9 protein-coding genes and 1 tRNA gene are annotated in these 13,747 nt (G+C 47.6%); 6 read left to right on the top strand and 4 right to left on the bottom strand.

Annotated features, from left to right (window positions below; all coding sequences use genetic code 11):
• The first annotated feature begins 24 nt into the window (after nucleotides 1-24).
• Both VIS94_04065 and VIS94_04060 read left to right on the top strand, forming a co-directional pair.
• Entirely contained in the window at nucleotides 25-837 is an 813-nt protein-coding gene (locus tag VIS94_04065; GenBank protein HEY9160245.1) for a TIGR02757 family protein, read from the top strand.
• Complete coding sequence (locus VIS94_04060) at nucleotides 830-1,327, top strand: rubrerythrin family protein (GenBank protein ID HEY9160244.1); 498 nt, start codon at nucleotides 830-832, stop codon at nucleotides 1,325-1,327. Before VIS94_04065 ends, VIS94_04060 begins: the two co-directional genes overlap by 8 nt.
• 53 nt (nucleotides 1,328-1,380) lie before the next feature.
• Here VIS94_04060 and VIS94_04055 read toward each other — a convergent pair whose 3' ends face one another.
• Genes VIS94_04055 through VIS94_04040 form a run of 4 tightly spaced genes read right to left on the bottom strand, consistent with a single transcriptional unit; the run spans nucleotide 1,381 to nucleotide 3,594 of the window.
• Nucleotides 1,381-1,968 carry a peroxiredoxin gene (locus VIS94_04055; GenBank protein ID HEY9160243.1) on the bottom strand — a complete coding sequence of 196 codons (588 nt, stop codon included), beginning with the start codon at nucleotides 1,966-1,968 and terminating at the stop codon, nucleotides 1,381-1,383.
• A 9-nt stretch (nucleotides 1,969-1,977) separates the two neighbouring features.
• On the bottom strand, nucleotides 1,978-2,544 hold the full coding sequence (locus VIS94_04050) for a redoxin domain-containing protein (GenBank protein ID HEY9160242.1): 567 nt from the start codon (nucleotides 2,542-2,544) through the stop codon (nucleotides 1,978-1,980).
• A 48-nt stretch (nucleotides 2,545-2,592) separates the two neighbouring features.
• Entirely contained in the window at nucleotides 2,593-3,168 is a 576-nt protein-coding gene (locus tag VIS94_04045; GenBank protein HEY9160241.1) for a rubrerythrin family protein, read from the bottom strand.
• A 12-nt stretch (nucleotides 3,169-3,180) separates the two neighbouring features.
• Nucleotides 3,181-3,594: a transcriptional repressor gene (locus VIS94_04040; GenBank protein ID HEY9160240.1), complete on the bottom strand. Its 414-nt coding sequence runs from the start codon at nucleotides 3,592-3,594 to the stop codon at nucleotides 3,181-3,183.
• A 195-nt stretch (nucleotides 3,595-3,789) separates the two neighbouring features.
• On the opposite strand from VIS94_04040, the gene VIS94_04035 reads away from it, so the two are divergent.
• The 4 genes from VIS94_04035 to VIS94_04020 all read left to right on the top strand — a co-directional run bounded on the left by VIS94_04035 (nucleotide 3,790) and on the right by VIS94_04020 (nucleotide 12,934).
• Nucleotides 3,790-9,468: an MG2 domain-containing protein gene (locus VIS94_04035; GenBank protein HEY9160239.1), complete on the top strand. Its 5,679-nt coding sequence runs from the start codon at nucleotides 3,790-3,792 to the stop codon at nucleotides 9,466-9,468.
• Nucleotides 9,465-11,567 carry a penicillin-binding protein 1C gene (pbpC, locus tag VIS94_04030; protein HEY9160238.1) on the top strand — a complete coding sequence of 701 codons (2,103 nt, stop codon included), beginning with the start codon at nucleotides 9,465-9,467 and terminating at the stop codon, nucleotides 11,565-11,567. Before VIS94_04035 ends, pbpC begins: the two co-directional genes overlap by 4 nt.
• A gap of 259 nt (nucleotides 11,568-11,826) precedes the next feature.
• Nucleotides 11,827-12,837 carry a glycosyltransferase gene (locus tag VIS94_04025; protein HEY9160237.1) on the top strand — a complete coding sequence of 337 codons (1,011 nt, stop codon included), beginning with the start codon at nucleotides 11,827-11,829 and terminating at the stop codon, nucleotides 12,835-12,837.
• A gap of 22 nt (nucleotides 12,838-12,859) precedes the next feature.
• Nucleotides 12,860-12,934, top strand: a tRNA-Asn gene (locus VIS94_04020).
• Nucleotides 12,935-13,747 lie beyond the last annotated feature (813 nt).

The following is a 13,747-nucleotide window of genomic DNA, read 5'->3' as shown; positions in this document are numbered from 1 at the left end:
AATCAAGAAGTAGGAAGTAAAATAATGCCCGGATGCAGCCCCCCTTCAAAGGAATTCTTCGAAGGATTGTATCGGGCATATAACCATTACGAATACATACATCCCGATCCCCTTGAATTTGTCTATCGATACCCCGAAGGGCCTGACAGGGAAGTAGTTGGACTTATTGTATCATGCCTTGCATACGGCAGGGTTGCTCAGATCCTTAAAAGCGCGGGGACCGTGCTCGATACAATGGGAAAAAGTCCGAGGCTTTTCATAGAAAGATCGAACGGCAAAACATTGCAGGAGACCTTTTCTTCCTTCAAGCACAGGTTTACAAATGGCAGAGAGACGGCCTTTCTTATTGAAGGCATAAGAAATGTTATTTCAAGTCATGGTTCAATTGAGGCATGCATTGCTTCAAACATTAAATCAGATGATACAACTATACTTCCCGCTCTTGAAAAAATGGTTGAAAGATTGTCCGGGGACTATGAATTCAAGAGCCTGCTACCTAGGCCTTCGGCAAAAAGCGCATGCAAGAGACTCAATCTCTTTCTTAAATGGATGATCAGGAAAGATAACGTGGATCCGGGCTGCTGGAAAAGCATCAGCCCCAGACTTCTTGTCATGCCCATTGATACTCATATATTCAGAGTATGTTCAAACCTGGGCATAACAAATAGAAAATCGGCGGATATCAAAACCGCACTTGAAATCACCGGATTTTTCAGAGAGATGAATCCTGATGATCCGGTGAAATACGATTTTGCCCTGACGCGTCCGGGGATATGGAACGGACGCATCCCTGACAAATGCAGGGAAAAATTACATCAGGAGGCTGTTTATGGATGATGTTATAAAAAAGGCGATTCATGATGCATATACCGGCGAATCAAAGGCGTCCCTCAGGCTCAAGGTTTTTGCCGAAAAAGCTGATGCCGAGGGTTATCCACAGCTGGCCAAACTCTTCAGGGTTATATCATTATCCGAAGAAATTCACGGTAAACGCGCTTTAAGACTGCTGAAAGAGGTGGGAAGCACGGAAGAAAACCTCAAACAAAGCTTCGAAAGCGAAAGCAGAGTGGCCGAAGTGGCCTATGATGATTTCATAAAGAAGGCCGAAGAGTCAGGAGACAGGGCCTCATCACTCTATTTCAGCCAGTCCCGCGACGTGGAGGAAATCCACGCAAAACTATATAAAGAGGCTATGGACCATGTGATGGAAGATCGCGAAACCCAATATTATGTTTGCGAGGTTTGCGGATATGTTTCTGACGGCGTTCTTCCAGATGTATGTCCGATCTGTAATGCCACGAAAGATCGTTTCATAACCTTCAGCTGACTAGAATCCCGGCCAAAAGAAAGAGAATCTCCGGGCAGATATTTTCTCGCAGATTATCGGGACAGCTTTTCAAGAGCACCGATAATATTTTCGAGCTCCGGCCGGGTATTGATATCGTGCACATCGATGTATCTTATGAAACCTTTTTTATCGATAATGAATATGGCCCTCTCGGAGGTCCCGTTCGTTCTCAAAACTCCGTAACTCCGGGCAACAGCTCCGTGTGGCCAGAAGTCGGAAAGGACCGGGAACCAGAGCGACCCCATCTGTTTTGTCCAGGCATAAAGGGTGGGAATACTGTCAACGCTGATGCCTATGAGAATTGTATCATTTGCATCAAAGAGTTCCTTGACGATATTATATCCCGGCCACTGGTCAGAACATACGGGTGTCCATGCAGCAGGCACAAAAGATATGACCACATTCTTCTTCCCTCTGAAATCGGAAAGTTTTATATGTCCCCCGGAAACCGCAGGTAAATCGAAATCCGGGGCGGCATCTCCAGTCTTAAGGGTTGTCTGGCTGTCGACCGGCTTAAGGCTTCCCGGATTATAGATATTATCTTTAAAGGCTTCAGACGCCGAAAAAGCCGGAACAGACAAAAACAGGACAAGAAAAATCATCGGAAAAAACCGCTTCATGAACGCCTCCTATTTTATACCGGAAGTAAGCTTGAGCAGGCTGTTTAAAAACTCGTCGGCATTTTCAAACCCGCCGTTCTGTGAATAAAAAACCCTGTAGCCGCCTTTTCCATCAAGGATCATGCCAAAGAAATGAGGAGTCAGAACTCCTTCCAGTTTGTTTGCTACACTGTACGCTTTGTCATCGAACAATGGAAAGGCTACATCATACTTCTTCCTGAAAATATTCACTTCGAACGGAGAATTACCCACACCTATGCCAAGCATCATCACACGGCCTTTTGTATCAGCTCTTGCATTTATCCTTGTATAAAGTTCATTGACCTTCGGTGCATAGTGCTGGCAATGAGGGCAGTACATGTTGAATATTTCGACAATCAATATTCCCTGCCTGATTTCAGGAATGCTAAACTGACCTTCTTTCTGCTTTATTCCCAGATAATTTCTTAAAATCTTATCTTCCGGAACATTCAGTTTAATGCTTCCGATTTCTTTTGAATATTTCAGTACATCCGCGTTCAACAAACCTGCCGATACAAACAAGAACAAAGCAGTAAGAAAGATTCCTTTCTTCATGCGAACCTCTTTTCAGGACTGCCTTCCGGCAGTCCTGATTTATTTGTCTTACCAGTTTTCTCCGAGCACCTCGAAATATGCCTGCGGATGGGCGCATGCAGGGCATGATGCAGGAGCCTCGGTACCTTCGTGGAGGTATCCGCAGTTTCTGCATCGCCATACAATCTTGCCGTCTTTCTTGAAAACCTTTCCTGCTTCTATGTTTGCAGCCAGATCCTTATAGCGTTTTTCATGCTGCTTCTCGGCAATTGAAACCGCTTCCCAGACTTTGGCTATGGCTTCGAAACCCTCTTCTCGGGCAATTTTCGCAAATCCCGGATACATGTCGCTCCACTCGTGATATTCGCCTGCCGCTGCCGCCTTCAGGTTTTCGAGTGTGGTCCCAACGACACCTGCCGGAAATGCTGCAGTTATCTCGACATCACCGCCTTCGAGGAATTTAAAGAACCTTTTTGCGTGTTCTTTTTCCTGATTCGCCGTCTCTTCAAAGATATCAGCTATCTGAACATAACCCTCTTTCCTGGCCTGACTTGCAAAATATGTATAGCGGTTTCTGGCCTGTGATTCCCCGGCAAAAGAACCGAGAAGATTTTTTTCCGTTTTCGTTCCCTTTAAGTTTGCCATAAAACACTCCTTTTATTTTGAATTTATTTTTTCTTTTCTACAATCAGCACATATTCCGAAAAGCTCTATGCTGTAATCAGTAATTTCATACCCGCAGACTTCTGTAATGGAATGAATGATCTTTTCATTTATATCCATATTTTCCGGAAGATCGTCCACCTTTCCGCATACCTTGCAGCATATATGCGGATGATTATTCGGGTTGCCGTCATAACGCCTCTTGCCTGAATGAAAGGCAAGCCTTTGTATATCCCCTTTATCAGAAAGCATCTCAAGATTTCTGTAGACCGTGCCAAGACTGATATTCGGCAGCAGCCTGCGAACCATTGCATATACGTCCTGAGCTGTAGGATGAGTTTTTACTTTTCTTAATTCATCCACTATCATGAGTTTTTGTTTGGTTATTCTTTGTGAATTTTTATTCATTTAATGATAATTATTACTAATAGAGTTGGATGTCAATAACTTTTTTTATAAAAAAATAATACGAAATATCCGATAATATCGTTCTATGATACCTACAAAATTGGTATCCTGACAGTACGAACTATTTTATGAGTTAAAATACCGACCGGCATCCTGAAATGAGCAAATAATCCACTTGCTGCCCCGGAGGCATATATGAAAAAAAATCATTATCACCCTCGACTGGACAATTTGTTGACGGCGTTTTGCGTAATGTTTCTAGTCTTTACTCTGGGTGCATCCGAGACTCCATCCGTCAAGACATTCAACCCCGAGGGTACACTGAAAGACCTGCGTCAGGTCAGTGTGACCTTCTCCGAACCAATGGTCGCATTGGGAAACCCGGCTGATCTTGTCCCCTTTGATATTTATTGCCAGCCGCCGGGCAAGGGGAGATGGGTCGACAGTACAACATGGGTGTATGACTTCGGAACAAACCTCCCCGGAGGATGCAGTTGCGGTTTTGTTCTCAGGGAAGGCCTTAAATCGCTGTCCGGTAAAACACTCACTGGCAAAAAAAGATTTACATTCTCGACCGGCGGGCCTTCGATCATAAAGGTGCTTCCCGAATCCGGCAACAGCGGAATCGAGAACAGGCAGATTTTCATAATCCAGCTTGATGCAGTTCCCGATGAGGCAAGCGTTATTTCGAAAACATGGTTCGCCGTAAAAGGCCTCCGGGAGAAAATCGGCATCAATATAATTAAGGGCCAGGACAGGAAGGTGCTGCTGAAATCTGCCAGATATAACGGACCAGATGAGAACGCCATAGTCTTTCAGGCAAAACAGACATTCCCTGATATGGCTGATGTAAGTCTTATATGGGGCAAGGGCATCAAATCCTTATCGGGAGTTGCAACTCCAAGTGAGATGGTAATGAACTATAAGACCAGGGAACAGTTCCGGGCAAAGTTTATATGTTCCAGAGAAAGGCCGGATGCGCCTTGCATACCTTTAAGCCCCATGGAACTCGAATTCACAGCGGATTTTCCCGACATATATAAAGATAAAATTCTACTTAAAGGAAAGAACGGCCGAATCTACCGGCCTGAAAAACAGGCTGGATTGTTGAGATTTAACGGTCCTTTTGAAGAGAATTCCGAATACCTTATCGATGTTCCTAAAATCATAAGAGACCTCGATGGCCGCAGACTCGCCAACTCTTCTAAATTCCCGATGCGGGTCAAGACAGGCGGCATGCCGGCGTTGGCCAAATTCTCAAGCCGTTTCGGTATACTGGAAAAATCAGATGCCATGCTTCCCCTAACTGTAAGAAATATCGAGACCTCGACAATATCAGACATTTCTCAATCAAAAAAAACCGTGGCAGGGCTTAAAATAAGGAGTCTGTCCGTTCCAATAGACAATGACAAGCTGATGATAGACTGGCTCAAGAGTGTTGCACAGGCCAAACGAGAAGTTTCTGTCTTCAGGAAGAATTCCACAGCACAAGACATGAGAATCGACTTCAAAGGTCGGAAGACAGATTTCAGGGTAGTCGGAATCCCTGTCCGGACAGGTGGCCTGAACATCATCGAAGTCGAAAGCCGAATGCTTGGAACAAGGCTGAACATAAAATCCTCCGCCGCCTTTGTCCCTGCTGCCGCACTTGTCACAAACATGGGCGTGCATTTCAAAAAAGGCCTTGAAAATTCTCTCGTATGGGTTACATCGCTCGACACCGCCAAGCCCGTTAAAGATGCGCAGATTACCCTCAGGAACTGCAACGGAGACCTTCTCTGGCAGGGAACAACCGATAGAAAAGGCATTCTGATGATAAACAGCAGGCTACCTGAACCCTCATCCCTTCCTGACTGCAAGTGCGATATCAACTACCGGGAGTCGAGCCATGCGCTCACAGAAATATGCGGCGGCATATTCGTTTTCGCCCGTAAGGAAAGCGACGTTTCATTCACACATTCGTCCTGGAACGAAGGGATTGAACCCTGGCGTTTCCAGCTTTCACAAACAGACTACGGTGACGGCAGTTTGTTGTCTGCACATACTGTACTTGACAGGGCTCTGTTCAAACCGGGTGAAACAGTCCACATGAAGCATTACATCAGGCAGAGATCCGTAAACGGCTTCAAGATAGCCTCAAAAAAGGATTTCCCGGATGAGATTGCCATTACTCACACCGGTTCATACCAGCAGTACAAGCTTCCCCTTGTCTTAAACGATGCAGGTTCAGGGGAAACAGACTGGAAAATTCCCGAAGCCGCAAAACTGGGCTCATATGAGATAGTCCTGGGCAAGAAAGGCAAGGCAATTCCCGGTTCAAACGAAGAAGCTTCATATGAGAGCACAATTACTTCAGGCATGTTTAAAATTGGCTCTTTCAAGATCCCCCTGATGAAGGCGACCATCCAGGGGCCGAAAGAGCTTCAGGTAAAGCCTGTTGATTTAGACCTGGACATCACCCTTTCATATCTCTCGGGCGGTCCTGCAGCCGGCAGAAGCGTGAAGCTGCGTTCTGAGATGAGGGACCGGGTCATTTATCCGAAAGGATATGAATCATTCACCTTCAATGCGGGTCAGATAAAAACTGGCATAACCGAAGACGATACCGATTTCGGCTACGGCGTTTTCTCATGGGATGAGCCGTCTCAGGAAGCACCGGCAAATGGATTCCTCAAGACGCTTGATATTACTCTGGATAAGAACGGCTGTGCCAGGGCGGAATTGAAAGGATTGCCGGTTTCATCATCATACAAAACCCTTCACACCGAACTTGAATACCGTGATCCCAACGGTGAGGTTCAGACCACATCAAACAACACCGCCGTATATCCTTCCTCTTTGCTTCTGGGCATAAGCCAGGACTACTGGAACCAGAACCAGGAGAGATTCAAATATAATATAGTTGCACTTGACCTTAATGAAAGGCCTGTCGCAGACCAGAAGATTGCGGTCGATTACTACCAGGAAACATACAACACGCACAGGGTGCGCATGGCCGGCGGATATTATGCCTATAAGAACGTCCGTGAGATAAAATATATGGGACGACTTTATGATGGCTCGACCGACAGCAGGGGCATGATGAACTGCACCGGGAAATCGGCAGTATCCGGAAATATAATCCTTTATGCCCATTCAACGGATAAGAACGGCAACACGGCATCGACAAGCACCAGCATGTGGCTTGCCGGAAAAGATGACTGGTGGTTCGAACAGTCTAACGACGACAGGATCGACGTTATCCCGGAGAAAACCGCTTATGAACCGGGCGATACTGCCCGTTTTCAGGTCAGGATGCCTTTCAGGGAGGCCACGGCGCTTGTAACCATGGAGCGCGAAGGCATAATCGACGCCCGCGTAATTGACATCTCCGGCAAAAGCCCTCTTGTGGAACTGCCGGTAAAAGACGAGTATGCGCCGAATGTCTTCGTCTCCGTTCTTGCTGTTCGCGGCAGGATACCCGGTACGAAACCTACTTCGATGTTCGATCCCGGTAAGCCCTCATACAAGCTTGGAATATCCGGGATACTCGTTGGATGGAAGGCACATGAGCTTACAGTCGATGTGATACCAGACAAGACCGTATATAAGATAAGGGATGTAATGGATGTAAAGATCAAAGTCAGGAATGCATCCAGCCTCTCCCCTGCAAAAGGCGGAGAGGTGTCAATAGCAGCCGTCGATGAAGGACTCCTTGAACTCATGCCGAATGACAGCTGGGATATTCTCTCCTCCATGATGAAGACAAGGGGCTACGGGGTGGAAACGTCAACGGCGCAGTCAATGGTCGTGGGAAGACGGCATTTCGGCCTTAAAGCGCTTCCCCACGGCGGAGGGGGTGGAAGACAGCTTACGCGCGATCTCTTCGACACATTGCTCTTGTGGAAAGGGACACTGAAACTTGACGATTCCGGTGAAGCATCGATCAGAATACCCCTGAACGATTCACTGACTGCATTCAGGATAGCGGCAATCGCCGTGGGCGGCGCCGGTCTTTTCGGCACAGGCAGCGCAAGCGTCAGGACAAGCCAGGACCTGATGCTCATTTCAGGCCTTCCACTGATAGCCCGTGAAGGAGACAGTTTACGGGCGGTCTTTACCGCCAGAAATGCAACTCAGAGAAAAATGGATATCCGGGTAAATCTGTCAACCGGTGCGAAGAACGACGGTAAATATAAGGAGATAACACTTAAGAATATTCAGCCGGGCCAATCTGCTGAGGCCGCATGGGACATAAAAGTGCCCTTCGGTTCATCCGGAATTGAATACACTGTTTCGGCAGCAGAAAAAGGGGGACCTGCCTCAGACAGGATGAAAATCACACAGAAAGTGCTGCCTACAGTCCCTGTAAGAACTGTTCAGGCGGTGCTTGCAAGACTTGCCCCTTCAGCGGACATCGACATTAAAATGCCTGAGGGTGCCCTCACAGGCAAAAGCCATGTGAAAATCGATTTAAAACCTTCGATCACGGCAGGGCTTTCAGGCGTTAGAGAGTACATGTCCCGGTACCCCTACTCATGTCTCGAGCAGAATGTATCAAAGGCTGTTTCACTCGGGGATAAAGCAGCCTGGGATGAGATATTGAAAAAACTGCCTTCATATATGGACAGGGATTTTCTCCTGAAATATTTCCCGTGCGGCTCGTGCGAAGGAAGCGATGTCCTTACTTCATATTTCCTGAACGTTTCACATGAGGGGGGTTATGCCATACCCGGATATCTGAAAGAACAGCTCATTACAGGCCTTAAAGCGTTCACCGAAGGAAGGATATCAAAAAAAGGCCCTCTTCTGACGTCCGACCTCACCATAAGAAAGATCGCAGCAATCGACGCGATAAGCAGGTATGAAAACATCGATCCGCAGCTCATCAGTACGATAAGGACAGATCCGGTCTTCTGGCCCACTTCGACCATCATCAGCTGGATAAACATACTGAACAGGATGACCTTGCAGGAAAAGGACAAACGCCTCGCTGAAGCCAATAGAGTCCTCAGGGCAAGACTGGTACTGAGCGGAACACAGATGAATGTGCCGGAAGATTCCATGGACAATCTCTGGTGGCTTATGGTGACAGGCGACGTAAACGCCTCCCGCCTTATCCTTGCCGTCTTGAATGACAAGGCCTGGAACAATGACATACCCAGACTTGCGGCAGGGCTTTCAGCCCGCATGAAAAACGGCAGATGGGATACCACGACTGCAAATGCATGGGGCACCCTGGCCTTTAATGCGTTTTCCGGAAAATACGAAAAAGCCTTACCCGCCGGTGTTACCAAAGTAACACTGAACGGTAAGGAGTTTTCTGTTGACTGGAAGACAAAGCCCGACGGTGACAATCTTGTTTTTTCATTGCCGGAAAATATATCCAGACTCATACTCACGCATGAGGGAACAGGCTCGCCATGGGCGTCAGTACTGCTTCAGGCCGCTGTTTCACCTAAGTCACCGGTATATGCTGGTTACAGCCTGAAAAAAACTATAACCCCTGTCGAACAGAAATATAAAGACAGATACTCAATCGGGGATGTCCTGAGGATAAGGCTTGAAATTGAAGCGACAACCGACATGACGTGGGTGGTCGTAAACGACCCGGTGCCTGCGGGTGCATCGATTATTCAGCCCGATCTCGGAGCTTCATTCCTGACCGGTTCGGAAAAGGCCGCCGGTTTTGTATTCGAGGCATTCACCGAAAGGTCAGCTGATTCCATCAAAAAATATTTCGAGTACGTTCCCAGAGGAAATTTCTCCACCGAATACACTATACGGCTTAACTGTGGAGGCGTGTTCAACATTCCGCCAGCCAGGGTCGAGGCCCTTTATTCACCCGATATCTATGGTGAAATACCGGGCGGCATCATGGAGATAAATAAGTGAAAAATTTCCTGAAAGCCGGAACCGCAGCAATCGCTGCCGCAGCAGCCCTTTTTATTATCTTCCTTGCAGGAAAGCCTCTCATGCCTGCCTTTGAAAAGGTGAGGTCCGGCTACACCACTTCAGAGGCAAGGTTGTATGACAGGAACGGCATTCTCATTCACGAGATCAGGAGAGATGAAAAAGTCAGGAAGCTTGACTGGGTCAAACTGGAATCAATTTCAGAGGCAATGAAAAACACTGTCATTCTGGCGGAAGACAGAAGATTTTATTCGCACTCGGGAATAGACTGGCTTGCCGTTGCAGGTTCAGCCTTGAAAGGGGGATCAAGGGGGGCGAGTACAATATCGATGCAGGTTGCATCATTTATACTCCCTGAAAAGGGTAAAAAAAGCTTCAGGAGAGGCCTTCCCCAGAAATTAAGACAGATGAGGGCTGCCGTCGGTCTTGAAAGGTCATGGACCAAGGATCAGATACTGGAGGCATATCTCAATCTTGCAGGCTTTCGTGGAGAGCTCAAGGGAATTCGAGCCGCATCGGAAGGGATCTTCCAGAAAGACCCTTCAGGAATTAATATGAAGGAGGCGGCTGTTCTTTGTGCCATGCTGCCGGGAAACAGATCAGGCCCCGGCACTATCGCCGACAGGGCATGGAGGATAATAAAGTTATCCGGCATCTCAGTTCATGAGGAAGAGATCAGGGAATTCGCCTTTCAGGCCGTTTCCAGGCCCTATTATATCAGAGCGGAAATCGCCCTGGCCCCGCATGTCGCAAGACAGGTCCTGAAAAATGGCATCACCTCTACAAGATGCAGCCTGAACAAAAACATCCAGGAATTTGCGCTCTCCTCGCTACAGAACAGATTAAACGAGCTCTTGGGCAGAAATGTCCGGGACGGCGCCGTAATCGTTGCCGATAATAAAACAGGCGAAATCCTGGCTTATGTCGGAAACAGCGGTATCAATTCATCCGCCGTGTATGTCGACGGGATAAAGGCAAAAAGGCAGGCAGGCTCCACGTTGAAACCTTTCCTATACGGACTCGCCATAGAAAAAAGAATAATTACAGCGGCGTCACTGCTAAACGACACGCCTTATGACATACCAACCGAGGCCGGGATGTATATCCCTGAAAACTATTCCAGCAGGTACATGGGAGATGTATCTGCAAGGACGGCCCTCGCTTCATCGCTCAATATCCCGGCGGTCAGGGTGCTCGAACTTGCAGGAAAAGAAGATTTTCTTGAGAGGCTCAAGCTATCAGGTTTTTCAACCCTTAACGACGATCCGGAATATTACGGCTATTCGATTGCACTGGGTTCAGCCGACGTGACGCTTTTCGACCTTACAGCCGCTTATATGGCCATAGCAAATGCAGGTATTTACCTGCCCCTTAAATTAACCCCAGGGGAACCCTCAGCTGCAGGCAGAAGGATAATGGATGAGAAGGCATCTTACATCATCACTGACATCCTTTCTGACAGGCAGGCCAGAAGCCCCACCTTTGCGATGGAAAACGTTCTGGCCACAAGGTTTTTCAGCGCCGTGAAGACAGGTACCAGCAAAGATATGCGGGATAACTGGTGCATAGGTTTTACGAAAAAATATACGGTGGGTGTCTGGGTAGGCAATTTTTCAGGCGAACCCATGTGGAATGTCTCGGGCATGAGCGGTGCCGCCCCTATCTGGCTGGATGTGATGAACTATCTACATTCTACGGATAACCGGGCCGATAACATCAGGCCGGACGGGGTCATGGAAAAAGACATATCATATGGCAGACATGTGGAACCTGATAGAAAAGAGGTCTTCATCGAGGGAACAGAACCTCTTGGAACTATATCAGCAGCAAACAAACATGCCAAACCCGCCATCGCTTACCCCACCGACGGCGCAGTGCTGGCAATCGACCCTGATATCCCCGAAGAATTCCAGAAGGTACTTTTCAAGGCTGAACCGGAATCAATATATAAATGGAAACTGAACGGCCGGATAATAGGAAAAGGCAGTTACATGTTATGGAAACCTGCTAAAGGACAATACAGCCTCGCCCTTATTAATAATATGGCTGAAACACATAGCATTCACTTTGTAGTGAGATGACAGATTTGAATTTATCAATATAAGCTATTGATATTATGCTGCTATTGTTTTATAAATAATCAGTCTCTGTGCAGGTCTTTTTATAGGCAAAGGGGGCTTAAAAAGAGGTAGGTTGTTACTGCGCTATTGATTGATTTTTAAAAAAATGGGTATGGTTCAGAGAACAGGGTTGTACAGGGACTAAAAATAAAAGAAAACCCGCTTTCCGGCGGGTTTTCTTTTGTGGCAATTTTTCATTGTTTATATTAAATCAAATTTCATGAAACAACTTACAGATAAACCTTATTTAAGCGTCATAATACCGATGTTCAATGAAGAAGCAAATGTCTGGTCAACCATTGACAGGGTAGAAACCACATTGGCTGGTCTCGGTAAATCCTTTGAAATTCTGCCTGTAAATGACGGCAGTACCGACTCAACCCTTGAAAAACTTCACGAGATTGCAGATAAAAATCCAAGGGTAAGAGTAGTCTCATACGAGAAAAATGGAGGAAGGGGCAAGGCATTAAGGTATGGTTTCAAAGCGTCAAGGGGTGAACTGATCGCATCCATCGATGCCGACCTTTCCTATGAGCCTGAATATATACTTGAAATGGTGCGCACCCTTCAAAATGATCAAGAAACCGATATTGTTCTGGCAAGCGCCTACATGCCGGGAGGCTCAACCGTTGGCGTGCCCAGAGACAGGCTTTTCATAAGCAAGCTCGGAAACAGAATTCTCAGGCTTTCCATCTCAGAGGACATACACACCGTTACCTGTATAGTGAGATGCTACAGAAGGGAAGTAATAGAAAGCCTCGACCTTGAATCCGACGACAAGGAAATACACCTTGAAATCCTTTCCAAGGCTATCGCAATGGGTTTCAGGATAAAAGAGATTCCGGCTGTTCTGAAAGCAAGGAAAAAAGGATCTTCAAAGTTCAAATTCAGATCGACAGCGGCCACGCACCTTATCTTCACGGCATTCGAAAGGCCTGTTCTGCTTTTTGGAATCATAGGAATCATGTTGACCCTTATAGGATTGGGCATCGGCGTATATATCCTAGCCCTTTATCTGAATCATACATTAACCCCGGGAAGGCCTCTCCTGATGTTCATGGCCATATTCATACTGGGCGGTATGCAGATACTCTCTTTCGGGTTTCTTGCCTCACAGATCAATTATTTGCGAAATGAAGTTTTAAGAATAAGAAGGGCTATTTCCCCTCTGCTGGAACAGGATAAACTGCTTGAAGAGACAAAAACAATTGGTCTTGACAACATCAAGTAGAATGCATAGATATATCCGACGTTCCTCAGTAGCTCAATGGCAGAGCATGCGGCTGTTAACCGCAGGGTTGTAGGTTCGAGTCCTACCTGGGGAGCCAAAATTCAATCCGTCGATTTCGACGGTCATTTGTTAGCACAAAACCCCGTGGGTTCGCCCCCTCGGGGTTTTGTCTTTTCCGGCGTCTTCACGCCGAGTTACGTTCACCCGCACATTTACCCTGATTCTCCGTTTCGAAGCCCGCAGTCCGGGGGTCGGGTGCAACCCTGGGGGTTACGGGCGCTCACTGAAAATGTCCTTTCCGAATTCTCCCGTTCTCCGTTTTTTGACCCGCCTTGTTTAACAGCCCCGTTGCATCCTTGCACCCTCTTCGACATTTCGAACTCCCCTCCGGTAGGTATCTGCCGAAAGCCGGACCAGTGGGTCCGGTGCAAGCGGATTACCAGACAGCGGAAACAGCCGTGAGATCGGAGACCGTTGTGGGTGCCGGCGACATCGCCTTCAGGCGGTGTCGAACGGGCTCCAACGGCATTCTCGATGACCGGCCTATCCAGTCCCGCGGCATCCATGACGGAACCCTTCCTCGGCCTCCCGCAAAAGGAGGACCGGATGCCGGACAACGAACACGTCCCCACCTCACTTGAAGAGGTGATATCGGAGATCGCCGCGATCCTGGCCCGGGGTTACATGCGCCATCGAAACGGACGCCGAATCGCCCCAGATTCCGGCAGTGGGGCAGAGCATGTAGCGCAAGTTGAAGAATCTGAGGCGTTTACTTCGATTCGCCTTGATATTCCGGGCCACCGAAGCCTTCATTCATTCACGAGTTAACGCCCTGAGATTGCGGTGCGGACGGGCCGTCCGCCGGGGCGAAGCCCATGAAGCAAAGGAGGTTTCGGGTGGAAGCAACAAC

The organism is Desulfomonilia bacterium (assembly GCA_036567785.1).
Lineage (GTDB): Bacteria > Desulfobacterota > Desulfomonilia > UBA1062 > UBA1062 > DATCTV01.
This window is presented reverse-complemented; position numbering and strand designations above follow the sequence as displayed.

What these genes read in the sequence shown, in the direction of transcription:
- VIS94_04060 (HEY9160244.1), top strand. Translation starts at nt 830, where the DNA reads ATGGATGATGTTATAAAAAAGGCGATTCATGATGCATATACCGGCGAA.
- VIS94_04050 (HEY9160242.1), bottom strand. Translation starts at nt 2,544, where the DNA reads ATGAAGAAAGGAATCTTTCTTACTGCTTTGTTCTTGTTTGTATCGGCA.
- VIS94_04065 (HEY9160245.1), top strand. Translation starts at nt 25, where the DNA reads ATGCCCGGATGCAGCCCCCCTTCAAAGGAATTCTTCGAAGGATTGTAT.
- VIS94_04045 (HEY9160241.1), bottom strand. Translation starts at nt 3,168, where the DNA reads ATGGCAAACTTAAAGGGAACGAAAACGGAAAAAAATCTTCTCGGTTCT.
- VIS94_04025 (HEY9160237.1), top strand. Translation starts at nt 11,827, where the DNA reads ATGAAACAACTTACAGATAAACCTTATTTAAGCGTCATAATACCGATG.
- VIS94_04040 (HEY9160240.1), bottom strand. Translation starts at nt 3,594, where the DNA reads ATGAATAAAAATTCACAAAGAATAACCAAACAAAAACTCATGATAGTG.
- VIS94_04035 (HEY9160239.1), top strand. Translation starts at nt 3,790, where the DNA reads ATGAAAAAAAATCATTATCACCCTCGACTGGACAATTTGTTGACGGCG.
- VIS94_04055 (HEY9160243.1), bottom strand. Translation starts at nt 1,968, where the DNA reads ATGAAGCGGTTTTTTCCGATGATTTTTCTTGTCCTGTTTTTGTCTGTT.